Consider the following 25,171-nt stretch of genomic DNA (forward strand, 5'->3'; position numbering starts at 1 on the left):
TAAATTAACCTTGAAGATATAATATAAAAACGGTCAAAAAGTTTACATTATGAACGATTTATAGGAATATTTGTTTTTTAACAAATATCTTTTAATAATTAATTTAAATGAAATATAAATTTCATTAATCTCTAGTGAAAATTTTAATTTGTTTTTTTAATAAAATAAGTATTTAAAAAAGGAGGAATCAATCCTCCTTTTTCAGTGATTTAAATGCTGTTGACAACATCAGCTTAATACGATTCAACTGATTAACCTCAGAAACCCCTGGGTCATAATCAATCGCTACAATATTACTTTTGGGATAAGTCGCTCTTAATGCTTTGATAACTCCCTTACCTGTAACATGGTTTGGCAGACATCCAAATGGCTGCATACAGACAATATTAGGAGCCCCCAATTCAATTAACTCAATCATTTCCGCAGTCAAGAACCAACCTTCACCAGTTTGGTTTCCTACCGAAACAACCTTATTAGCCTTTTTAGCTAAATCATCAATGTGTCCCGGTTCATCAAAGCGTTTTGAGGCTCTTAAAGCCTTGCGCATATCCTTGCGCATAAATTCAATAGCTTTAATCCCAAGATTTGAATAACGCTTCGATTTCTTGTCTGTTTCTAAATACTGGTGGTTAAAATTATTGCTGTAGAAGCAATACATAAAGAAATCAATCAGATCCGGCATGACCGCTTCCGCACCTTCATTTTCTACAATATCAACAATATGATTATTTGCTTCTTCAGAGAATTTAACCAAAATTTCTCCAACCAGACCAACTCTAGGTTTCTTTATATCTAATAATGGCAGTTCATCAAAGTCTTTTACAATTGCATATATATTTTTCTTAAATCTGCGATAACTCAAATCATCGATATTTTGTTTTATTTTCATGACCCATTTTTCATATAAAGCATTTGCTGAGCCCTTTTCTTTTTCATAAGGTCTGACACGATAAAGCACTCGCATCATCAAGTCTCCATAAACTGCCGCAAAAGCAATTCCCTTGGCTAGTTTATAGGTAATCTTAAATCCGGGGTTACTTTCCAAACCGCTGACATTTAAAGAAATGACAGGGACTTGTGACATTCCAGCATCTTTTAAGGCTTTACGAATAAAGGCAATATAATTCGTTGCACGGCATCCGCCACCCGTTTGCGTCATAATTAACGCTGTTTTATTTGGATCATAACGACCGCTCTTTAAAGCATTCATCATCTGTCCGATTGTTAAGATACTCGGATAACAGGCATCGTTATTGACATAACGCAGTCCTTCTTCAATGTCTTTCTTCCCTTCTTCTGGAAGAACAACCAAATTATAGCCAGCATTTCTTGCTGCCGGTTCAATAAATTGAAAATGAATAGGAGACATCTGCGGACACAAAATGGTATAGTTTTCTCTCATCTCTTTGGTAAATGATACAGGATTTGTCACATAGCTTGTTTTTGGTTTATCAATTGGCTGCTGGCGGCGTTCATCCATTGTTGCTTTTAAAGAACGAATACGGATGCGGATTGCCCCTAAATTGCTTCCTTCATCAATCTTAATCAAAGTATATATTTTATTTTTTGCTTTTAAAATTTCTTGCACCTGATCCGCTGTTACTGCATCTAAGCCACAGCCGAATGAAGTTAACTGAATCAGTTCCAAATCTTCATGAGCAGTAACAAACGCTGCCGCATTATATAAACGGGTGTGATACATCCATTGATCGACTACTCTTAACGGTCTTTCAACAGCGTGCTGACCGGATACCATTTCTTCTGTCAAAACGGCTAATCCTTCAGCAGTTATCAGATCCGCTAATCCATGATTGATTTCCGGATCAATATGATAAGGACGTCCGGCTAAGACAATTCCCTGACAATGATGTTTTTTCATGTAGTCTAAGATGAGCTGACCTTCGTTATAAATATCATCTTTATAATGATCTAATTCGCTATAGGCAAGCTCAATGGCTTTATGTAAGTAGTCTTCGGATATATGATACTCTTTTAAAGCTTCCTTCATTGTTTCAAAGACTTTTTGCTTATCATTTAACGTTATAAAAGGCTGAATATATTTTACCTGTTTTATTGATTCCACATTATTTTTCACGACTTCCGGATAAGACTGAACAATTGGACAGTTGTAGTGATTATTGCTGTTTTGATCTTCTTTTCTTTCATAGATAACACTTGGATAGAATATCGCGTTAACCCCTCGCTTAATCAGACTTTCAATATGTCCGTGAACCAATTTTGCCGGATAGCAGACAGATTCTGAAGGGATTGTTTCCATTCCCATTTCATAGATTTTCTTGGAAGAACGTGGAGATAAGACTACTCTGAATCCCAGAGAGGTAAAAAATGTATGCCAGAAAGGATAATTATCATACATATTTAAAACTCTTGGTATTCCGATCGTTCCTCTTGGTGCCACACTTGGCAATAATGACTGATAATCAAAGACACGGCGATATTTATAATCAAATCCGTTTGGCATATCATGCACTTTCAATGGTAAATTAGCACCACGTTCACAACGATTTCCGGAAACAAATTCACGTCCGTCATTGAAAGTGGTTATTGTTAAGGCACAATTATTGGTACACTTGCTGCAATGTCTGAACGTTTTCGCATAAGCTAAATGTTCCAGTTCTCTTGGTGAAAGCAATGAAGTTATAGCTTGCTCCTGACAGGTGTCTCTTGCCATCAGGGCAATCCCAAAGGCTCCCATTAACCCTGAAATAGTAGGTCGGAAAGGAATTACACCGGTCTCTTTTTCAAATGCTCTTAAAATCGCTTCATTATAGAAAGTCCCTCCTTGAACAATGACATTCTTGCCCATGCTCTCCGGACTTCTTAATTTTATGACTTTATATAAAGCATTTTTGATGACAGAGTAGGATAACCCGGCAGAAATATCAGCAATGCTGGCTCCCTCTTTTTGAGCTTGCTTTACTTTTGAATTCATGAAGACAGTACAACGGCTTCCTAAATCAATTGGGTGTTTTGCCAGTAAAGCTTCTTTAGCGAAATCTTCGACAGACATATTTAATGAACTGGCAAAGGTTTCAATAAAAGAACCACAGCCTGATGAACAGGCTTCATTTAACAGAATTTCTTCAATAGCACCATCTTTGATCTTGATTGCTTTCATATCCTGACCACCGATATCAATAATAAAGTCAACATCTGGCATAAAATATTGCGCAGCTTTAAAATGGGCAATCGTTTCTACTTCTCCTAGATCTACTTTTAAGGCTGCTTTGATTAAAGATTCACCATACCCTGTAACCCCTGCTTTCCTGATGGTAACACCAGATGGCAGACGGTCATAAATTTCCATCATGATTTTTCTGACTAATTCCAAAGGACTTCCATTATTACTTCCATAGTAAGTATATAAAAGTTCCGCTTGATCGCTGATTAATACAATTTTTGAGGTCGTTGAACCAACATCTATACCAAGATATGCATCTCCGCTGTAAGTTTCCAGCTGACGCTGTTCAACCTGATTTTGATTATGAGCATGTCTAAATGTATTCAGTTCTTCTTCATCTTTAAATAAAACCGGTAAAATATCATTTTGATCGATTTCAAGATGCTTCATTGTGTTTAAACGCTCATACATTTGTGAAAGTAATAGATCTGATTTGGCATCACGAGCATGAATAGAGGCTCCCATTGCCACAAATAATTGCGGATCATCAGGGAAAATGACGTGTTCTTCTGTTAACCCCAATGTTTCAATAAAACGTTCTCTTAAACTTGATAAGAAATACAGAGGTCCTCCCAAAAAAGCCACCATACCTCGAATAGGTTTTCCACAAGCTAATCCACTGATTGTCTGATTTACTACCGCCTGAAAGATAGAAGCGGCGATATCTTCTTTTGCTGCTCCTTCATTGATAAGCGGCTGAACATCCGTTTTAGCAAATACTCCGCAGCGTGATGCGATCGGATAAATGGTTTCATGATGTTTTGCCAGTTCATTCAATCCTGCGGCATCCGTCTGCAATAGGCTTGCCATCTGATCGATAAACGCTCCTGTTCCTCCGGCACAGCTTCCATTCATACGCTGTTCCAAGGTTCCTTCAAAATATGTGATCTTGGCATCCTCGCCCCCTAATTCAATGACTACATCCGTTTCCGGGATGTATTTTTCGACTGTTGATGTACAAGCGATCACTTCTTGTACAAAGTCAATATTTAAAGCTTGAGATAATGCTAATCCGCCTGACCCTGTCATGGCAACTCTCATCGGCATATCCCCTAATTCGTCCATCATCTCCTTAATCATCCTTTTCAGATTTGCTTGCACATCCGAATAATGACGCTGATAAGTACGATATAGACATTCATCTGATTCATTGGTTAAATACAACTTAATGGTTGTAGAGCCAATATCAATTCCCAAGAAATTCATAAATACCCCCTAAGCAACCTCTTTTAAGATCATACAGATAGAATGAATAGCAGCATATAACTCCTTCTGCTTATCTTCATCTAAGCTCTTAAATCTTTCAACGATCTTGTTCACCATTCCTGATAACTGATCATCAAGTAATTGTTTTCCATCATCGGTAATATTAAAACGAATGACACGGCGGTCTACTTCATCGATCATTCGACTGACATAACCGACACTGACTAGACTTTTTATGATAAGAGATTGTTGTTGTTTTGTAATATTTTGAATCTTCGCCAACTCATTTAGGCTAAGATCCCCTTCTACATTGAGTACGCATAACGTACGAAACTGAAGCATAGTTAATTTTGAAATCAATTTATTTTCATAAGGTTTCAAAGTTTTTTGATTAAGCACAAGAATATCAAACAGATCATTCTTTAATGTAAGATAATCCAATATACTCCCTCCTATTAGTCAACCTTTATTGACTAATAAATAATAGCACAAATCAAAATTATAAGATACAAAAAAGCTTCTTTTTTTACATTATCTCACAAATTTTGTCATTTTGATTATCTATTTCAGCAAGTTCTTTAAATTGGTTGCATTCTATTATAAAATGTAATTAAGGAGGGATATTTTATGAAAAAACTTTTATTTCAAAAGATTATAATACGCCTTGTTTTGGTTGTTATTTTCTGTCTTATTTGGTATTTTGCACAGCATTCAACTTTAACCTATATTTTAATGTATCCCGTATTTATCTGTAGTATCCTCTTTTTCGCAATTGCCTGGTTTAGTTATCTGAACCTTGATGGCATGCAGATCAATCGATTCAGCTTTAGTCGTCAATCAAACCAAATGGTTAATAAAATCGGCAATGATCATATTGAACAGACAACAGTAATTGGTTCTGCCAGCAATGAAGTGATTGCTTTTTACAGTGATATTATCGTTGGAATTATCCTGATTTTACCTTCTGTTGTTCTATCTCTTCTATAATTTATCGGGAGCAAAGCAAGGCTTGCTCCTTTTTCTTTACAATTTGTTTAAAAGTATAAAATATGTTTAGTAAATTAAGTCGATCTTTGCTATAATAAGGAATGATGTTGAAAAAAGGAGTGTGAAGAAATGAAGAAAATTGCTTTTGATAATGATAAATATGTGAAACTGCAATCTAAGCACATATTGGAACGAATTGGACAATTCGGAAATAAACTATATTTAGAGTTTGGCGGTAAATTATTTGATGACCATCATGCGGCTCGTGTACTGCCTGGCTTTGCTCCTGACAGTAAATTAAAAATGCTGCTGGAGATGAAAGATAAAGTAGAGGTTGTGATCGCCGTATGCGCCGGTGATATTGAAAAAAATAAAATACGCAGTGATATGGGAATTACTTATGATGTAGAGGTACTGCGTTTAATTGATGCTTTCAGAGATATCGGTCTTTATGTCGGAAGTGTTGTGATTACGCAATATTCTAATCAGCCTTCTGCAGATACCTTTAAAAGTCATTTGGAACATTTAGGGATCAAAGTCTTTTTACATTATCCTATTGTTGGTTATCCAAATAATGTGGAAATCATTGTTTCCGATGAAGGCTATGGAAAAAATGAATACATTGAAACAACAAAACCACTAGTTGTGGTAACTGCACCGGGTCCCGGTTCAGGAAAAATGGCGACTTGCCTGTCACAGTTATACCATGATCATAAACGTGGCATTGAAGCAGGCTATGCAAAATTTGAAACTTTTCCAATCTGGAATTTACCTTTAAAACACCCTGTTAACTTGGCTTATGAAGCAGCAACAGCTGATTTAAATGATGTCAACATGATTGATCCATTCCATTTGGAAGCTTATGGAGAAACAACTGTCAACTATAATCGTGATGTTGAAATTTTTCCAGTACTAAATGCGATGTTTCAAAAGATTTTAGGTGAGAGTCCTTATAAATCACCAACGGATATGGGGGTTAACATGGTAGGATATTGCATTTGTGATGATGAGGCAGCCTGCGCTGCAAGCAATCAAGAAATTATTCGTCGCTATTATAATACAAAAGTAGAATTTAAAAAGGGACATGCGGATGAAGAAGCGATTCGCAAAATTGAAATCATCATGTCAACAACAAATATTTCAACGGATATGCGTCGCTGTGTTTCTCCTGCATTAAAGAAAGCAGAGTTAACTGATGGACCGGCAGTAGCCATTGAATTGCCGGATGGTTCTATCGTAACTGGTAAAACTTCTTCTTTGTTAGGAGCAAGTTCTTCAGCTTTACTCAATGCATTGAAAAAATTAGGGAATATCAACGATGAAATTCCTTTGATTTCACCAAGTATCATTGAACCTATACAGCGTTTAAAAATTAATTCACTGGGAAATAACAATCCTCGTTTACATACAGATGAAATACTTATCGCTCTAGCCATCAGTGCTACCACAAATCCTTTATCTCATTTAGCTTTACAGCAGTTAGATAAATTAAAGAATTGTGAAGCACACAGTACCGTTATTTTATCACAGGTAGATATGACAACATTCCGTAAATTAAACATGAACTTAACTTGCGAAGATAAATATCAAACCAAAAAACTTTATCATCGTTAAAGAAAAAAGTCTGTACTACAATTTAAGTACAGGCTTTTTTAATCTTCATTTTTAGCGAACTGACTTTGATACAGGTTTGCATAAAACCCATCTTTATTTAATAATTCATTATGCGTTCCCTGCTCAATTATCTTTCCAGCGTTCATCACCAGTATTGTATCCGCATTTTTAATAGTAGATAATCGATGAGCCACAATAAAGCTTGTTTTACCCTTCATCATCTCATCAAAAGCGCGCTGAACACGAATTTCTGTTAAGGTATCAATCGAGCTGGTAGCTTCATCTAATATAAGCATAGGCGGATTCAGCAGCATAACTCTGGCAATCGACAATAATTGTTTTTGTCCCTGAGAAATGCTGTTGCCATCATCACTAATGACTGTATCATACCCCTGTGGCAAACGTTTGATAAAACTATGCGCATAAGCCTTTTTAGCTGCTGCAATAATTTCCTCATCTGTAGCATCTTTTTTACCATAGGCAATATTTTCCTTGATCGTACCGCCAAATACCCAAGTATCTTGAAGAACCATTCCATATAATCCACGTAAATGATCGCGAGGTAAAAGCATCATATCTTTATCTTGAATCTTAATGCTTCCGTTATTAATATCATAAAAACGCATTAATAGATTAATAATTGTTGTTTTTCCGCAGCCGGTCGGACCAACAATCGCTATACGCTGTCCCGGCTGTACATGAATATTTAAATCAGTAATCAATGGACGACTTGGCTGATAAGAAAAATCAACATGATCAATATCTACTTTTCCTTCACAATGCTCCAGTGTCACAGCCGGTGTATGATCCGCTGACTGAGAAGGCTGATCGAGAATACCGAAGATTCGCTGAGCCGCAGCGACAGCACTTTGCAGTTCAGTAATGACACTGGAAATATCATTAAACGGTTTTGTATACTGATTAGCGTAGGATAAGAAGCTTGACAACTGTCCAATACTGACATGACCATAGACAACACTTAAAGCGCCGTAAATTCCTACCGCTGCATAAACCAGACCATTTACAAAGCGTGTGCTTGGTCCGGTAATAGCACTTAGCACCTGCGCCTTTACTCCGATTTTTTGCAGACGGCCGTTAATCTCTTCAAACTCCTGCTGACTGACTGATTCGTAGCTAAACGCTTTAACAAGCTTTAACTGACCAATATATTCTTCTACAAAGCCTCCCATTTCTCCACGCACCGCTAATTGTCCGCGCAGAAACTTATATGAGAATTTCGCAATCAGTGAAGCTACAACCAGAGAGATCGGAGTCATAAAGAATACAATCATCGCGATATTAAAATTAATCGACATCATAAAGATTAACGTTCCAACAATCGTCATGATCCCTGTAAACATATTCGAAAAGCCTTGCAGAAGACCATCACTGATTAAATCAATATCTACAATAATGCGGCTGATAATTTCTCCATGAGAGGTTGTATCAATATATTTTAATGGCATTTCTTCGAGCTTGCTAAATAACTCTTCACGAAGATCCTTCACTGTGCGATACGAAAGCTGATTAGTACATAACTGCATAAAATAAGTTAATACTGCACTCATCACCACAACAATCGCCAAATTTCTTAATATAATCAGCAGTCCTGTAAAATCTACTAAACCTTTTCCAATCAAAAGATCTACAGCCTGACCAATAATAATCGGTGTTAATAAAGTAAAGAACACACAACCGATCGCTCCTATTAGTGCTCCAACAAAATATTTTCGATATGGCTTTACATATTTAAGCAGTCGTTTCAATGGTTGTATATGCATTTTCTAACTCCTTACTAGATAGCTGAGATTTACAGATTTCCTCATAGATCTCACAATCTTTTAATAATGATAAGTGTGTTCCTTTTCCAACGATCTGACCTTCATCTAGAACAACGATCAAATCGGCATTTCTAACTGTATTGACTCGCTGTGAGACAATGATCACAGTAGTATTCTTCATATTTTTATAGATAGCTTTTCTTAAAGCTGCATCAGTCGCAAAATCTAATGCACTGGCACTGTCATCCATAATTAAGATTTCCGGATTACCGACCATAGCACGAGCAATGGATAAACGCTGACGCTGACCGCCGGATAGATTCTTTCCACCTTGATAGATCATCGTATCTAGTCCTTTTGGTAATTGATCCACAAAATCCTTAGCTTGAGCAATTTCTAAAGCACGGTAGATTTCTTCATCCGTTGCATCATTTTTCCCCCACTGCATATTCTTTCTTAACGTACCTGAAAATAAAGATACTTGCTGAGGTACTACAGATACTTTTTTTCTTAATATATTAAACGCATAATCCTTGACATCAACTCCATCAATTTTTACACTGCCCTTTGTTACATCATAGAAACGTGAAATCATCTGGATCAAGGTCGACTTCCCGGCACCTGTCACTCCGATTATCCCTATCGTCTGATTTGGTTTAATTTTCAAATTTATACTTTGTAAGAAAGCATCTTTCGAACTGTCATAAGTAAAATCAACATTATCAAATTCAATACAATAATCGCTTTTACAATTCAACATTGTTTTTGGATTTTCCACAACACTGGCTTTAATATCAAAAACCTCGTTGATACGTTTAGCACTGGCGTTTCCTTTATTAATAATGACTAAGGTGTTTGAAAAAGCAATTAAAGCGTTTAAAATAGTGGTCATATAGCTGATGAAAGCAATAATTTCCCCCTGACTCATAATCCCATTATCAATCTTAATTCCTCCTTGATAAATAATCAGGATTACCGCAATATTAACAATCAGTATCGTAATAGGATTCAGTAAAGCGTTTAGTTTACCTGCTTTTAAAGCAAGGTCACGCTGTTTTACTGCCGCATCTTCAAAACGCGTTTTTTCATAATCTTGACTGGATACGGAGCGAATAACACGTACTCCTTCCAGATTTTCTCTGGTAATCAAAGATAAGCGATCAAGCATTTTTTGTACTTTCTTGAAAGCTGGCATGGTTCGCGTGATAATATAATAAATACTCAATGCTATAAATATAGAAGCGATAATAAATATAATCGATAATTGAAGGTTTAATCGTATCGCTAAAATGGTAGCTCCAATAACTAAAAACGGTGCACGTGAAGCCATACGAATTGTCATCGCAATAGCACGTTCCACATTATTAATATCACTGGTAATACGTGTCATTAGTGATGGCGTTCCAATCCTATCTATTTCTTTATGAGATAATGATTGAATATGAGCAAATAAAGCATTGCGGATTTCAGTTCCTGTCCCCTGTGAGGTAACCGATGCAAAATACTGACAAGTCAATGAGCAGGCATATCCGACTGTAGATAAGATCACCAGCATTATCCCTTTTTGTAATACAATAGAAGCATCCCCCGTTGGAATTCCGTTATCAATAATATCTGCCATGACCAATGGAACAGCTAACTCCAAAGCAGCTTCGGCTATTTTAAAGAACGGTCCAAAGAAGGCTTGCCATTTATATTTCTTTAGATATTTAAGTAATCTAAACATAATTTTCCCCCTATCCTTCTTAAACTTCCCTAATTATAATATAAATGTTATTATATTAATAGTATATATTATATATAGTTACTATATATTAAAAGTATGGGAGAAAACTATGGAATTAAGACAGCTACTTTACTTTAAAACGATTGTTGAAGAGGGAACAATATCGAAAGCTGCCATTGCTTTACATATGGCACAGCCGCCGCTGTCCATGCAGCTTAAAAGCTTGGAAGATGAACTGGGAGTAACACTGCTAAGACGTTTACCACGCCGTGTAGAATTAACTCAGGAAGGACGTCTTTTTTATAAACGGACATTACAAATACTAGAATTAAGCGAACAGACCACAAGAGAAGTTCAAGATATAAACTATCATCAAAAAATTCATATCGGCATTACTTCTTCTAATGGTGGAATCATGCTGAATCCTTGTCTTGATACATTCAAAATCAAATACCCTGATTTGGCTTTTGAAATTCATGAGGGTAATACCTATGAAATGATTGATGAAATCAAATCACATCTTATTGACTTAGCGATTATTCGTACACCTTTTGACAGTACCGGATTGAGTTTTAAATATTTACTCCAAGAACCGATGATTGCGATTGGCGGAGGTGAATATTTAAACGATACTAAGCACATAACGCTTAGCGACATGATGCCCTTTCCGCTCATTATTTATCGCCGTTATGAACGAATCATTCAGGAGGCGTGTTTAAATCAGCATTTAGTTCCTAATATTATCTGCAAAAACGATGACTGCAGAACTTCCTTGTTATGGGCAAATATGCACAAAGGGATTGCTATTGTTCCACAATCTGCATTATCGCTGTATGCCATTTCCGAGGAAATAAAAAAAGTTCCCATTTTAGAACAGGAACTTTATACAAGTGTCGCTATTGTTTGGCGAAATGATCAGGATTTATCTGCCCTCATCAAAGAATTTATCGACGCATTTAATCCTCTTTCACAATAATTCCTAATAGGCGAGAAAGATTGATTGCCTGAAACGTATCGACAATCGCTCCCTTTAGATCATTCAGTGTGATCGCAATTCCTTCAATAGTATTCGTTCTTAAATCTACTCCGTTTAATGAAGTGAAAAAGAATTCACAGCGTGTTAAATCATTGTTTTTAAATTCAATGCCTTTAATCTTCATATCATTAAAGCTTCCATAAGACAGATCATTTTCTTCAAACAGCAGATGATCTGTTTTTGTTTTGGAAAAATTCATATAGGTCATTAAACAATGTTCAAAACGAACATCTTTCATATAAGATTCAATAATTTCTAAACCAGTACATTTACATTCAATAAACTCACAACGCAATATAGAAATATTAGCTAATGTGAGATTTGCTATTTCACAATGGTCAAAATGACAATCAACAAAACTGATGCGATGATCTTTAGCTAAGAAAAACTGCACGTTTTTAAAACGGCAGCCATCAAACTCTCTGATCCCCTCTTCATCAATAACCGTATTTTCAAAATAACCATGGCTGACAAACCCATCATCCATTACGACTTTAATGGATTCAATGACTTCCAACTTAGGCAGGATTTTAGGAGAATTTATTTTCATGACTCTTCAATGACCCCCATTAATTCTAATATACGATTCAGATCATCCGTATCTGTATATTTTAAAGTAATGGTTTGATCTTCCACCTTTGCTTTTGTTCTGAACTTCTTGCGTAAAAGTCCTTCTACATAAATAAATTCTTTGCTTTTTTCCGGTTTTTCTTTCTTTTTATTATTTTTGCTTAATTCAATTCCACGTACAATATTTTCTACATCACGAACAGATAGATGATCTTTGATTGCACGGTTTGCAATCTCTTCTGCCTTGCTTGGCTCTAATGTAATCAATGGTCGTACATGCCCCATTGATAAACTGCCATCTAACACATAGGTTTGCAATGTTGAAGGCAGCTGCAACAGTCTCAACGTATTTGCAATATGCGTTCTTGACTTTCCTAAACGTGTTGCTAACTGTTCTTGTGTTAAAGATAATTTATCCATCATCATACGATAAGCCTGAGCTTCTTCGATCGCATTCAAATTCTCTCTTTGAATGTTCTCTAATAAAGCCACTTCCATCATCTGATCATCATTAAATTCTACAATAATCGCCGGAACTTCATTCAATTCCGCAATCTTAGCCGCTCTGAAACGTCTTTCACCAGCCACAATCTCATATCCTTGCACAGATTCCTTTAAGATCAATGGTGTAAAGATTCCATGCTGTTTAATCGATAAAGCCAATTCATTTAATTTTTCTTCATCAAACAAACGTCTTGGCTGATAAGGATTTGGACGAATTTGATCCAATGTCACTGTAATTTGTGAATTCTTTGGTGTATTCTTTTCAATATCATCAATAAAAGAAGTCAAGTCTCCGCCAAAGATATCATCTAAACCTTTTCCTAAACGTTTTTTAGTTGTCGTTGTTTTCTTTTTACTTGCCACCATTTCTTACGATCACTTCCTTCGATAGATTTGCATAAGATTTTGCGCCTTCAGAAGTACGGTCATAATCATAGATACACATTCCTTCTGATGGTGCTTCTGATAATTTGATATTTCTTGGAATAAAGGTTTTATAAACCTTGTCTCTAAAGTATTTTCTTACTTCCTGAGATACTTCAATTCCTAAGTTAGTACGCTGATCCAGCATCGTTAACAATACGCCTTCAATAGATAAGTCCGGATTGAAAGAATCCTGAATAAATTTAATTGTACTGAGCAGCTGAGTCAGTCCTTCCAATGCATAATACTCACATTGAACCGGAATCAATACGGAATCACTGGCTGCCAAAGCATTTCGGTTAAGCAGTCCTAAAGACGGAGGACAGTCAATAATGATAAAATCATAGTCATCTTTGACTCTTGCCAGTTTTTCTTTTAAACGTAATTCTCTTCCTGTCTTGAGTTCTGACAATTCCAAATCTGCCGTTGCAAGGTCAGCACTGGCTGGAACAATTGATAAACGAGGTACAGATGTACATAATACAACATTCTTCACTTCCTCATCGCCAACGATAATATCATAAGATGTTCCTTTTATCTGCATACGATCAACACCGATTCCCTGAGTCGCATTTGCCTGAGGGTCAATATCGATCATCAATACTTTTTTATTCAAATAGGCTAATCCTGCTGCTAAGTTCACACTTGTTGTGGTTTTACCTACGCCACCCTTTTGGTTAGTGATGGATATGATCTTTCCCATATGTTTCTTCCTTTCTGATTGCTACGCCGATTTTTTCTCCCATTTTAACTTTGACTTCAATATCCTGTGTTGAAAAATCAATAATATCCTGGTCTATTTCTACGGTGTTCTCTTTAAATAATAAGACGACGGTAGATCCGCCAAACTCAAACCATCCTTTTATCATTCCTCTTTTGAAAGCTTCAACAGGCTGGTTTTTTATTTTTCCTACCATCATTGCGCCGACTTCCATCGCAATGACTTGATCAAAATGCACAGTCTCTAATACATTAACATTGCGACTGTTGGTTTTATAAATTTTATAGTGATAACTGGCGATTGGATTTACAGTATGTAACTTTCCTTTAATTCTGTAATCGAACAGATAGCTGCCTTCATCAATGAAACAGTAGCGATGATAGTCATCCACACTCAAACGAAAAATTAAAGCAACTCCATTTTGATATTGCTGTGCCAATTCTTTATTTTGCAGTAAATCCTCAACACTATATAAACTATCTTTAATCTTAAAGCAAGTATGCTCATCTATTTTATAATAAGTAACCTTACTATCGCAAGGGGAAATTAAATGATCGGCAATTTGATCAATAGGTCGGCATGCTTCTTTGATCTCCCTTGTGAAGAACTCATTATAGCATGAATACTTTGTCGGTTTGTATTCATTCATATCAATCTTGTTGTTTTTGATAAAAGAAGGGATCAAAAACGTTGAAAAACGAGTATTTAAAAAACCACCCGCTATTTTAGATACAGTTGGTCCAATCAATGGGCGAAGTAAAAATCTGCCAAACGCATGCGAATAAAGAAATCGCATAGATCCTGTCTGATCATCGGGCAATACTTCTCCATTTCTTTTAACGATGTGATTCTTCATTCTAAATCAGCCTCATCAGCAAAATAAATTCGATCAAGGCAATAATCACCATAACGCCAAGTCCTTTTTTACCTGCTTTTCTGATTCGAATATCCAATACGAAAAGCATCGCTACAATAATTACGATGGCTCCGTATATTTGTATAAAATAGGTTCCTAAATAATCTTTAAAAGCAAATACTAATGGAAAGATAATCGCCGATGTCGTGACCGGCATTCCTGAATAATATTTTCTTTTATCTGTTGTCTGTTTCTGTCTTGAGCTTTCCTGTACATTAAAATACGCTAATCGAATCATTGCACAAAGAACATAAAGCAGCAAAATTAAAACAGAAAAACTATTTTTCATTCCTAAAGAATAGGCGATAACTGCGGGAAAAACGCCAAAGCAAACTAAATCAGTCAAAGAATCAATCTGAATTCCAAACTCTTTTTCTTCATCGTTACGTGCTTTTGTACGTGCAATCGGTCCATCCAGCATATCACAAAAACCAGATGTCATCAGACAAATGAACGCAAAAACTGGTTTTCCCGACATTGCAAAATGAATCCCGACTACTGAGACGCAAAGACTTATATATGTTAAAATGACTGTATAGTTATAATACCCTAGCATTGTTATTCCTCCAAAATCTCCTACTATCTGACATTATAGCATAAAACACTTTGACTATTATCATAATTTTTCAAAAATGTAAGTTTTAATGGTTAAAAAAATCCGCTTTAAGTTGATAAACCACATGGATTCCTTGGTCTTGTTTACTTTTTCACACAATAATAATTTCTTAAAATTTTATTACCATTACTACATTTAATGAAAGATCCAATATTTTGTTTAAAGTGTCTGACCTTTACTCAATTTTTTGAATATATTTTTATACATCAATATTGACTTTATAATTATTAATAATTACTTTTATATCTTCTAATTTATTGCGCTATTTTAATTGAACATTTTATTGTCAGTGCATACTGTGTTAAAATAAAAACAGTTATAGATGATTGGGAGGAAAAGAATATGGATTTAAATGATATGAAAGAAAGAATGCTGACGGGAATGCTTTATCTTCCCAATGATGAATCGATCATGAATGAACAGGCACTGTGTTTAGAAAAACAATATGATTTTAATGCCACACGTCCTATGCAAAAAGAATTGCGACAGACTCTGTTGAAAGACATGCTGGCGAGCCTTGGTGAGGACTGTTATATTGAACCTCCGCTGCACGCAAACTGGGGTGGGAAGCGACTGCACTTAGGAAACAATGTTTATGCAAATTTCAATCTTACTTTAGTCGATGATGTTGAAATTTATATTGATGATTATGTTATGATTGGACCTAACGTAACGATTGCCACCGGTACCCATCCAATTTTGCCGGAATTAAGACTGCAGGCTTATCAATATAATATGCCCGTTCATATCAAAAAAAATGTATGGCTTGGTGCAGGATGTATTGTATTGCCGGGTGTTACCATTGGTGAAAATACCGTAATCGGAGCGGGGAGTGTCGTTACAAAGGATATTCCTGCCAATGTAGTCGCAGCAGGTACTCCATGCCGTGTGCTTAGAGAGATCAATGATCATGATAAGCAATACTATTATAAAGACAGAAGGATTGATTTATAAAATCTATATAAATCATAATTCTCAGATTAATAAATGAAGTCCTATTAAAAGCATGTCATTTCTTTATTAGATAGTGATATGCTTTTTTGTGGTTTATTTCATTATAAAGATGAAAATAAAAAAGTTAAGAATTTTATTTCCTAACTATTTATTCTTTTTGATTTTAATAGTCATGATATAATAATCATCCTGATCACTTTCATCCATTACTAAATCAATTCCGGTTTTATGTACCATTTCCACAGCTTGCTTGACTGTATTAACTGCTAATTTAATATGTTGCGATATTCCCTTTTTAGGGGCTTTTTTTATTGTTTCTTTTTGCTTTTTATTAATCATTTCTTCCGTTTGCTTGACATTCAATCCCTGATTAACAATTTTATTTAAGGTCTTGACTTGTGAAGATGCATCCGGCAAACTCAGCAAGGCACGGGCATGACGTTCGGTAATCTCACGATTCTTTACAGCATCCTGTACTTTCTTAGGCAGATTCAGCAAACGTAACTTATTGGCAATCGTTGACTGTTTCTTTCCGACTTGTCCGGCTAAAGTGCTTTGTGTATAGCCGTAGGCTTCAATCAACTTTTGATATGCAACAGCTTCTTCAATCGGCGTTAAGTTTTCTCTTTGAATATTTTCAATGATCGCTACTTGCGCCAGTTTCGCATCATCGTAGTCCTCGACAATGCAAGGAATCGTTTGCATCATTGCTTTTTGACACGCTCTGTAACGTCTTTCCCCGGCAACGATCTCATATTGTCCTAATTCGATAGGACGAACAACAATCGGCTGAATCAATCCGTTTTCACTAATTGATTGTGCTAGTTCGCTGATTGCTTCGCTGTCAAAATAGGTTCTAGGTTGATTGGCATTTGGAACGATGTATTCCATATTAATCATTTTTAAATTTTTCTCGCTCATAGTTTTCTCCTATTTCAATGGACTTTTCTTAATCTTCGCAAACATTCGCGGATACCCCTTTGGTGTGGAGGAAGTCTTATGAATATAAATATTAACACGCTGATCATCATGATCGGGTAAAGTAAATTTATCTATCTTTTCTACTTTACCGCCTAATTTTTTAATAGCCTGCTGGCATTCTTTTAATTCCTGCTCTCCCTGAGCTCCTTTTAAGGTTATAAAATATCCCCCCACTTTGCATAAAGGCAGACAAAGTTCATCTAAAATATTTAATCGGGCAACTGCTCTGGCACTGACGATATCAAAGCTTTCACGATGATCCGCCGCATATTCTTCTGCTCTGGCAGCAACTGCCTGTACATCTGTTAATTTTAATTCATTAACTAGATGGTTTAAAAAGGTAATACGCTTATTTAAAGAATCGACGATGGTAATCTTTAACTTAGGAAAAACAATTTTTAAAGGAATACTTGGAAAACCTGCTCCGGCACCTATATCACATAAGCTTTCGTCATTTAAAGGATGCTTAAAAGCAAGGGTCAATGAATCATAGAAATGTTTGAGATAAACATCCTCTTTTTCAGTAATATTTGTAAGATTCATTTTCTCATTCCATTCTACCAGTAATTCAAAATACCTTTCAAATTGGTTTAACTGAGTTTGAGTTAATTCGATATTATGTTTTTTTAAATGTTGAATAAATGTTTCAATATTCATATGCGTTCCTTTACTTTGAGTAATTTTGTTTTAAGTGAATGAGTAATACCGAAATATCTGCGGGGTTAATTCCTGAGATACGGCTTGCCTGTCCAACCGTTAATGGTCGGATTTTTGTTAGTTTCTGTTTTGCTTCCAAAGCTAAATTCTTAATGTCATCATAATTGATATCTTCGGGAATTCCTTTTTCTTCCATCTTCTTTTGCTTTTCTACCTGACGTTTTGCCTTTTCGATATAACCGGCATATTTAATTTCTATGTTAATGTCATTCATTTCTTCATCTGTCAGATTTGGGGCATCAATATAGGGAATTAACACTTGATAGGTTACTTCCGGGCGTTGGATCAGTTCTTTAGCGCTGATTCCTTCATTCAGTCGATTAGATCCTAACTGTTCAATTATATCATTGACCTCATGTTTAGGTGTAAAACGAATTGTTTTTAGACGTTCAATCTCCTGATGGATATGTTCTTGTTTTAATAAATACTGCTGATAAGTGGCTTCACTGATTAAACCAACACGATAAGCATAATCACGCAGGCGTACATCCGCATTATCATGACGCAGCAACAAACGATATTCTGCACGGGATGTCAGCATTCGATAAGGTTCCTCTGTTCCTTTAGTTACAAGGTCATCAATCATAACCCCAATATAGGCCTCATCTCTCCCTAGAATAACCGGTTTTTTATTTTTAATTTTCATAACTGCATTAATTCCGGCAATTAAACCTTGTGCAGCTGCTTCTTCATAACCGCTGGTTCCGTTGATTTGTCCGGCAGTAAATAAATTCTTTAATAGTTTTGTTTCTAAAGTTGGCCATAACTGAATAGGATCAATCGCATCATATTCAATAGCATATGCATATTTTAATATCTTACAGTTTTCCAATCCGGGGATAGTACGTATCATTTCTTCTTGCACATCATGAGGCAATGAAGTTGAAAATCCCTGAACATAAATCGTTTCCATTGACTTAGATTCCGGTTCTAAGAAGATTTGATGCTGAGGCTTATCACTAAAACGCACAACTTTATCTTCAATAGATGGGCAGTAACGTGGTCCAATTCCCTTTACAATTCCCGAATACATGCTTGAACGATGCAGATTGTCACGTATGATCGTATGAGTGGTTTCATTGGTATAAGTTAAATAACATGGGGTTTGTTGTTGTATAGGAATATAGTCCGTTGTTTCAAAGCTGAAAGACAGCTTGGCATCTGTTCCCGGCTGTAGAGTGGTTTTTGAATAATCAACACTATCTTTATGTACACGTGGAGGTGTTCCCGTCTTTAATCGTTGAATCTTAAAGCCATAGTCCGCCAAACGATCCGATAAATATAAGGATTGTCTTTGCTGATCAGGTCCGCTTGGAGTCTTAGTAGCTCCCACTAATATTTCCGATTTCAAATAAGTCCCGGTTGTTAAAATGACACAGGCTGCTTCAATTTTTGTCCCGTCTTCCAGCAAAACACCGTGAACTTGATTTCCTGCCACTATCAAATCTTCCACCATTGCTTCTTTAATTTCTAAATTTTCCTGATGCAAAATGATTTCCTGCATATATTTTGGATAATCAACTTTATCCGCCTGGGCTCTTAATGACTGTACACCCGGCCCCTTTGCCGTATTCAGCATTTTCATCTGCAGATAGGTATGATCGGCAGTTTTCCCCATTTGTCCGCCCAAGGCATCAATTTCACGAACAATGATTCCTTTAGCAGGTCCCCCAATAGATGTATTGCATGGAAGACTTGCCACATTATTAAAATTAGAGGTGATCAGAAGTGTCTTTAATCCCATTCTGGCAGGTGCCAATGAGGCTTCTACACCGGCATGACCACCACCGACAACGATAATATCGTACATACTCATCCCTCCTAACTTTTACTATTATAAGCATAATTGTTCTATATTACAAATAAAATTGGTTAAAAACAAGAAAAGCTGAGTCGTCAAAACTCAGTTTTTCTGTCTTATTTTTATAATCGATTAACCGATAATTCTAAATTGAGTATCATAAGAAGTTGAACCGCTAAAGAATCGGGTTCCTTTTTCTGATCCACTAAAAATATCGATTTTTGTTCCTGTTATATCGCCACCGCGATCCAACACTACCCCATAGATAACGGGTTCTAATGAAAGGTTATGATTAGAAATTTCGATAATCGTTCCAAATGGAATCGATCTGTCTGCAGCTAACACATAATACCATCCACCATTATAGAAAACTTTAGCACTTCCCGAATTGTTTGCTCCATTACCGTTTAAAGTTACACCGGCAGCGGTAATTCCAGAACATCCGTAACAGTCTCCGCCGTAAGTCGTTAAACGTCCGGTAAAGGCTCCTGAGGCTGAACTTCCTTCAGCAACAACTGTTGTTTGAACAGGTGCCGTATAATTTTCTACTTGGTTTATAGTTTCTTTAAGTGTTGTTTCACTGATTAATTCACGGCTGGTTTCTACGCCATTTTCTAATCGAACTTTATAAGTTTTTTCGATCAGTCCGTTTTCACCAACCTGTAAAACATCTACACTGGCACCATCAACGTCATCACCGTTGATTTCAGTTTCAAAAGGAACTTCTTCCTCTGTTTTTTCTTCAGTATACGTCACACGTGTGATTTCCACTGTTTGGTTGTCTTCCAATAAAGTAGTTGCATCAATATTTAAGAAGTCATCGCTTCCTAAAGTAATCTCTAATTCATCTAATACGTCTTGTAATGTAGCCTGTTGTACTAAATGTCCAACCGGTTCATTAGCGCCATCTTTGATCGAAATATTGATAGCGGGTGTATAATTCTCAATTTTTGTCATGGCTTCAACATGATTGAAACCAAATGCAATCGCTACATAGGCAATTGCTACTAATAATAACATCTTAATTCTCGAGTCTGTTTCCTCGATTTTCTTTACAAAATTTTTCATCTCAATTTTCCTCCTTATTTAATACCAAGCACTCTTTTGGCATTAAACGTTGTGATTCTAGCAACGTCTTCTATTTCCATGTTTCGCAGTTTTGCGATCTCCATGGCAATATACATAACATTTGCAGGCTCATTCAACTTTCCTCGGTATGGATGAGGTGTTAAATAAGGACAGTCCGTCTCGATCAACAATCTATTTAAATTTATATTTTGGGCTACTTCTTTTGGTACTCTGGCATTTTTAAATGTCACCGGTCCGGCAAGAGAGATATAAAATCCAATGTCGATAAACCTTTGCGCCATTTCATAGCTTCCGCTATAACAATGCATGATACCATAATGTTGACCTGCCTTTAGTAATTCGTAGGTATCATTCAAGGCATCCCTTGAGTGAATAACAAGAGGTACGTTATGTTTTTTAGCTAGCTCGATCTGCTTGCTAAATACTTCTTGCTGTTTGGATCTAGGGACTTCATCCCAGTAATAATCCAGTCCTACTTCTCCTAATGCAATTACTTTTTCTTGAGCGAGCATCTCATCAATCTGATTCAAATCTTCATCTGTCGTCTCTTTACAATCATTTGGACCAATGCCTACAGCTGCATAAATAAACGCATACTGATTAGCAATCTCGATCGCTTTTCGACTTGTCTCTAAATCGAATCCAACGACCATCATCTCGTTAACTCCATTTGCTAAAGCATGTTCGATATACGTATCGATGTCCTCATATAAAGGGCTGCTGTTCAAATGAACATGGGTATCAAAGTACATGAGCCTCACCTCGGGCAACATCATAACAAATATTCATTTCTTTGTCAAATCTCTGCCATTAAATTGCATTTTTCGCCGAATTAATCGGTTCTTTTTAACAAACCTCCTTTATCTTGTTTATACTTATATATGAGGAAAATTACTAAAATATTCTAAAATTTAAACACTTTTTATTGACAAAAAAAGAGAATCCGAGGCACCACTCAAGATGTCATCCACGCATTCTCCTAAGCTATCTACGATGTAAATTTCTTTACTGCTTTCATTGTCTTCCTTTAATGCATAAAGGTTGTCAATACCTTCAATCAGCTCAAAATCACTGTAATAATCCGCAATCATACTCACATCGCTAATTAAAATATTTTTTAATCCACATAAAACTTCAACAGATTTATCCAAACTGCTTTTCTTAGAAAAGATACAAATCGCATTTTCACTGACACTAATGCTGATTACAGCATGAAAATGCTTTTTTAATTGAGCAAGAATCTGCTCTTGGTCACAATCCATAATGCGAATACATGTATATATCTGGTTTTTATCCAGCTCCGTTTCACTTTCATAGCTCATCTCTGCAGTTGGTGTAGTAACTAGCGCATTAAAACTTCCATTTAAAGAAGATAAGATCATTTCGATCTCTTCTTTTTCAAATGGCTCATAATCAAAATACTGGTATCCTTCTTTAAATAAGATCGATCCATCTTGTCTGATCATAAAGTCAGCAGTGATTCCATGTTCTGCTAACAAATGATCAATAGCTGGATCCTGCTCTTGTATAAATAATCCAAATATATGTCCTAAATCTTGAAATTCCTTGATCTTATTGGCATCCATAAAATTAATACCGGAAAGTTTATCGTTGTTGTATAAGGTATTTTCGAATTTACTTATCAGTGCTTTCATGTTAACCCTCCTATTCGACAAATAAATATTATCATGTGCAAAAAAGAACCGCAATCTAAACTCTTTGACTTAAATTTACAGCGTTCGACAAATTCCTCCATCATAACGAGATTTTAAGCGCTTTAATACGTAGAACTTGCCGTTTTTTTGACATATCTTGTCGAATAAAAAAGAATGAAATTAATCATTCTTTAACACTTTTTTTAATGTTTCAGCAAAAATCGCATTTTGTCTCGGTATTCCGACACTTACACGTGTATACTCTTTAAATGCTCGGATAATAACCCCATAGCTTCCTAATTTATCCACAAGCTCATCCGAAGTAAAGCCATTTGGATAAAAATAGATAAAACTGGCATAGCTTTTTACTACATCAAACCCCGCTTCTTTCAATACTGTAGTTAAGAATTCTCTTCCTTTTGTATTATTATCTAATGATCGTTTTATATATTCGTGGTCTTGAATGGCAGCCACTGCTCCGGCAAGTCCTATTCGGCTAGGTCCATAGTTCCACTCAACATTGCGCATTTCCTTACATATATCAGATAGCATAATGCCATAACCGATACGTACCCCCGCCATACCGTAGAGTTTAGAGAATGTTCTTAATACAGCAATTTTCTTTCCTTCTTTTACATATTTAATGGCAGACTGATAATTTTTATCCCCAATCCATTCAAAATAAGCTTCATCGATTACCACAATAACATGATCCGGTACCTTTTCCATGAAATTATCTAATTCCTCATTCGTCAGCAAGGTTCCCGTTGGATTGTTTGGATTTACAATAACCGCTAGTTTTGTTTTTTCTGTCATCAATTCCAGCATTGCATCTAAATCATATCCATAATTTTTTAGTGGTGCTGCAATAAACTTAGCACCATAGCGATTTACCATTGCTTTATAGGAATCATAAGTAGGTTCACAGCTTACCACTTCATCACCCGGATTCAAAAATATCTCTCCAAAAGCCGAAATGATACCTCCCGATCCTGCGGTAATCATAATATTATCTGCCTTTACCCCATGATAATCTGCAAAAATCTGTCTGACTTCTTCCAGCTGTCCAAAAGTAAAAGGATAAAACTGAGAAATCTCTGCAGCTTCTTTCATTGCTTCAATGGCTTTAGGAGAAGGACCTAATTGATTCTCATTTGCATTTAGCTGAATGATCTCTTCTACCCCATCTCTTACCTTAACCTTTTTCCCCCCTGGCTTATAAGCAGTAAACCCTTTTAATGGTTCTCTTAATAGATCTTTTATTTCCATTTTATATCCTCCTCATTCACATTGTATACACTTCGTCATGGTCATTTTATACTAGCCTATTCAAATTGTCTACTACAAATTGTACTAAAATTATATTATTAGGAAATAATATCCATATTTTTTATTAATTAGATAATTATTGTTTTTAATTATAAACATTTTTACTTTTCCCTACTTCCTATCTTATGCATTATCTCTGTAAAAGTTTTCATCTATTGCAAATTTTTTGACTTTGTCAGTAGGGAATTCTATATTCAACTTATAAAGACAAATAGAGGAGGACGTTATGAAGAAAATAGGTATCTCATTATATCCGGCATATTCTACTAAAGAAGAGAATATGCGTTATTTAAAAAAGGCAGCGGAATGCAACTGCTCTTTGCTGTTTTTAGCTTTACTGGGGGTAGGGGAAGACCGACAAACGGTTATTGACAACTATCATCCCATTACACGTTACGCTAAAGAATTAGGCTATGAAATTATTTGTGATGTCAATCCAAGTGTATTTAAGCATTTTGGTGTCAATGCTTCCTTATTTAATGGACCCATCGATCTTAGTTTTTTTAAAGAACTAGAGGTTGATGTTTTACGTTTGGACTTGGGGATGAATGATATGGAAGAAGCTTTCTTAACACGTAATAAAGAAGGTATCGCTATTTGTTTAAGCGGAGCCAATGTCAACAATCATATTGGAGCTGTTTTAGCAGCTGGCGGTGACCGTGATAAATTAATTGGCTGTCATAACTATTATCCACATCGCTATACTGGTGTTGCTTTGGATTTCTTTAATCAAGGTACCGCTTTTTGGAATCAATATAACCTGCGCTGTCAGGCTTTCATCTCTTCAAATCAAGAAAACGCTTTCGGTCCTTGGCCGGTTACAGAAGGGCTTCCAACCTTGGAAATGCATCGTGACCTGCCGATTGATGTTCAATTAAAGCACTATGTTTTAATGGGAACAATCAGCGATGTAATGATTGGAAACTGCTTTGCCAGTGATGAAGAATTAGAAGCGTTAAAGAATGTTAACTTAGATATGATTGATTTTAAAGTAAAATTAGTGGAAAATGCACCGGCTCATCAGGTCGAACGTTTAAAAATGAATTTGTCTCGCCGAGGGGATCGCAACGACTATATCCTTCGTACACTGGAAAGTCGTTTAGCTAAGGGTAAAGTAGAACCATTTAATACTGTTGATATCAAACGTGGAGACGTTATTATCGATAATGAACTCTATGGTCAATATTGCGGTGAAGTTCAAATCGCTTTAAAAGATATGAAAAACAGCGGAAAGACCAATGTGATTGGACATATTCGTGAAGAAGAAGTATTCTTGATCGATTATATTAAATCTAGTCAGCCATTTACATTTACTTTAATTTAAAAAAGGAGCCTAGGCTCCT

Annotated in this window: 21 protein-coding genes; 5 read left to right on the forward strand and 16 right to left on the reverse strand. The window is 35.9% G+C overall.

Annotated features, from left to right (window positions below; genetic code table 11):
- Positions 1-187: 187 nt before the first annotated feature.
- Together ACLRVU_RS10040 and ACLRVU_RS10045 are read right to left on the reverse strand one after the other, a co-directional pair.
- Positions 188-4,408: an acyl-CoA dehydratase activase-related protein gene (locus ACLRVU_RS10040; protein WP_412891750.1), complete on the reverse strand. Its 4,221-nt coding sequence runs from the start codon at positions 4,406-4,408 to the stop codon at positions 188-190.
- Between the two features lie 9 nt (positions 4,409-4,417).
- Entirely contained in the window at positions 4,418-4,849 is a 432-nt protein-coding gene (locus tag ACLRVU_RS10045) for a MarR family transcriptional regulator (protein WP_147550044.1), read from the reverse strand.
- A gap of 186 nt (positions 4,850-5,035) precedes the next feature.
- Here ACLRVU_RS10045 and ACLRVU_RS10050 point away from each other — a divergent pair, with 186 nt between their 5' ends.
- Together ACLRVU_RS10050 and ACLRVU_RS10055 are read left to right on the forward strand one after the other, a co-directional pair.
- Positions 5,036-5,395 carry a hypothetical protein gene (locus ACLRVU_RS10050; RefSeq protein WP_412891751.1) on the forward strand — a complete coding sequence of 120 codons (360 nt, stop codon included), beginning with the start codon at positions 5,036-5,038 and terminating at the stop codon, positions 5,393-5,395.
- A gap of 129 nt (positions 5,396-5,524) precedes the next feature.
- On the forward strand, positions 5,525-7,009 hold the full coding sequence (locus ACLRVU_RS10055; protein ID WP_147550038.1) for a DUF1846 domain-containing protein: 1,485 nt from the start codon (positions 5,525-5,527) through the stop codon (positions 7,007-7,009).
- A 38-nt stretch (positions 7,010-7,047) separates the two neighbouring features.
- On the opposite strand, the gene ACLRVU_RS10060 is transcribed toward ACLRVU_RS10055, so the two are convergent.
- The gene (locus tag ACLRVU_RS10060; protein ID WP_412891752.1) at positions 7,048-8,790 is read right to left on the reverse strand and encodes an ABC transporter ATP-binding protein; all 1,743 of its coding nucleotides are present in this window, start codon (positions 8,788-8,790) and stop codon (positions 7,048-7,050) included.
- Entirely contained in the window at positions 8,759-10,516 is a 1,758-nt protein-coding gene (locus tag ACLRVU_RS10065; protein ID WP_412891753.1) for an ABC transporter ATP-binding protein, read from the reverse strand. Before ACLRVU_RS10065 ends, ACLRVU_RS10060 begins: the two co-directional genes overlap by 32 nt.
- Positions 10,517-10,625: 109 nt before the next feature.
- On the opposite strand from ACLRVU_RS10065, the gene ACLRVU_RS10070 reads away from it, so the two are divergent.
- The gene (locus ACLRVU_RS10070) at positions 10,626-11,492 is read left to right on the forward strand and encodes a LysR family transcriptional regulator (RefSeq protein ID WP_412891754.1); all 867 of its coding nucleotides are present in this window, start codon (positions 10,626-10,628) and stop codon (positions 11,490-11,492) included.
- On the opposite strand, the gene ACLRVU_RS10075 is transcribed toward ACLRVU_RS10070, so the two are convergent.
- The 5 genes from ACLRVU_RS10075 to ACLRVU_RS10095 are packed head-to-tail and all read right to left on the reverse strand — an operon-like array spanning position 11,473 to position 15,242.
- Positions 11,473-12,102, reverse strand: coding sequence for a pentapeptide repeat-containing protein (locus ACLRVU_RS10075; RefSeq protein ID WP_412891755.1), 630 nt, complete (start codon positions 12,100-12,102; stop codon positions 11,473-11,475). The genes ACLRVU_RS10070 and ACLRVU_RS10075 overlap by 20 nt on opposite strands.
- The gene (locus tag ACLRVU_RS10080) at positions 12,099-12,992 is read right to left on the reverse strand and encodes a ParB/RepB/Spo0J family partition protein (RefSeq protein WP_412891756.1); all 894 of its coding nucleotides are present in this window, start codon (positions 12,990-12,992) and stop codon (positions 12,099-12,101) included. The genes ACLRVU_RS10075 and ACLRVU_RS10080 overlap by 4 nt, the downstream gene beginning before the upstream one ends.
- Positions 12,979-13,752, reverse strand: coding sequence for a ParA family protein (locus tag ACLRVU_RS10085; RefSeq protein WP_041140332.1), 774 nt, complete (start codon positions 13,750-13,752; stop codon positions 12,979-12,981). Before ACLRVU_RS10085 ends, ACLRVU_RS10080 begins: the two co-directional genes overlap by 14 nt.
- Positions 13,727-14,626, reverse strand: coding sequence for a phosphatidylserine decarboxylase (locus tag ACLRVU_RS10090; protein ID WP_412891757.1), 900 nt, complete (start codon positions 14,624-14,626; stop codon positions 13,727-13,729). The genes ACLRVU_RS10085 and ACLRVU_RS10090 overlap by 26 nt, the downstream gene beginning before the upstream one ends.
- Before the next feature lies 1 nt (position 14,627).
- The gene (locus ACLRVU_RS10095) at positions 14,628-15,242 is read right to left on the reverse strand and encodes a CDP-alcohol phosphatidyltransferase family protein (protein ID WP_147550015.1); all 615 of its coding nucleotides are present in this window, start codon (positions 15,240-15,242) and stop codon (positions 14,628-14,630) included.
- A 402-nt stretch (positions 15,243-15,644) separates the two neighbouring features.
- Here ACLRVU_RS10095 and ACLRVU_RS10100 point away from each other — a divergent pair, with 402 nt between their 5' ends.
- A complete protein-coding gene (locus ACLRVU_RS10100; protein WP_412891758.1) occupies positions 15,645-16,256 on the forward strand; it encodes a sugar O-acetyltransferase in 612 nt (203 codons plus the stop codon).
- 144 nt (positions 16,257-16,400) lie between these two features.
- On the opposite strand, the gene noc is transcribed toward ACLRVU_RS10100, so the two are convergent.
- The 7 genes from noc to ACLRVU_RS10135 form a co-directional block, all read right to left on the reverse strand.
- A complete protein-coding gene (gene noc / locus ACLRVU_RS10105; protein WP_412891759.1) occupies positions 16,401-17,177 on the reverse strand; it encodes a nucleoid occlusion protein in 777 nt (258 codons plus the stop codon).
- A gap of 9 nt (positions 17,178-17,186) precedes the next feature.
- The gene (gene rsmG / locus ACLRVU_RS10110; protein WP_412891760.1) at positions 17,187-17,894 is read right to left on the reverse strand and encodes a 16S rRNA (guanine(527)-N(7))-methyltransferase RsmG; all 708 of its coding nucleotides are present in this window, start codon (positions 17,892-17,894) and stop codon (positions 17,187-17,189) included.
- Positions 17,895-17,904: 10 nt separating this feature from the next.
- Positions 17,905-19,764: a tRNA uridine-5-carboxymethylaminomethyl(34) synthesis enzyme MnmG gene (gene mnmG / locus ACLRVU_RS10115; RefSeq protein ID WP_412891761.1), complete on the reverse strand. Its 1,860-nt coding sequence runs from the start codon at positions 19,762-19,764 to the stop codon at positions 17,905-17,907.
- Between the two features lie 123 nt (positions 19,765-19,887).
- Positions 19,888-20,823 carry a G5 domain-containing protein gene (locus ACLRVU_RS10120; protein ID WP_412891762.1) on the reverse strand — a complete coding sequence of 312 codons (936 nt, stop codon included), beginning with the start codon at positions 20,821-20,823 and terminating at the stop codon, positions 19,888-19,890.
- Between the two features lie 14 nt (positions 20,824-20,837).
- Entirely contained in the window at positions 20,838-21,596 is a 759-nt protein-coding gene (locus ACLRVU_RS10125; RefSeq protein ID WP_147549997.1) for a TatD family hydrolase, read from the reverse strand.
- 159 nt (positions 21,597-21,755) lie between these two features.
- Complete coding sequence (locus ACLRVU_RS10130; protein WP_412891763.1) at positions 21,756-22,499, reverse strand: HAD hydrolase family protein; 744 nt, start codon at positions 22,497-22,499, stop codon at positions 21,756-21,758.
- Positions 22,500-22,679: 180 nt separating this feature from the next.
- A complete protein-coding gene (locus ACLRVU_RS10135) occupies positions 22,680-23,768 on the reverse strand; it encodes a pyridoxal phosphate-dependent aminotransferase (protein ID WP_412891764.1) in 1,089 nt (362 codons plus the stop codon).
- A gap of 286 nt (positions 23,769-24,054) precedes the next feature.
- On the opposite strand from ACLRVU_RS10135, the gene ACLRVU_RS10140 reads away from it, so the two are divergent.
- The gene (locus ACLRVU_RS10140) at positions 24,055-25,152 is read left to right on the forward strand and encodes a DUF871 domain-containing protein (RefSeq protein ID WP_412891765.1); all 1,098 of its coding nucleotides are present in this window, start codon (positions 24,055-24,057) and stop codon (positions 25,150-25,152) included.
- The last annotated feature ends 19 nt before the right edge of the window (positions 25,153-25,171 follow it).

This window comes from Beduini sp. (genome assembly GCF_047239305.1).
Lineage (GTDB): Bacteria > Bacillota_I > Bacilli_A > Erysipelotrichales > Coprobacillaceae > Beduini.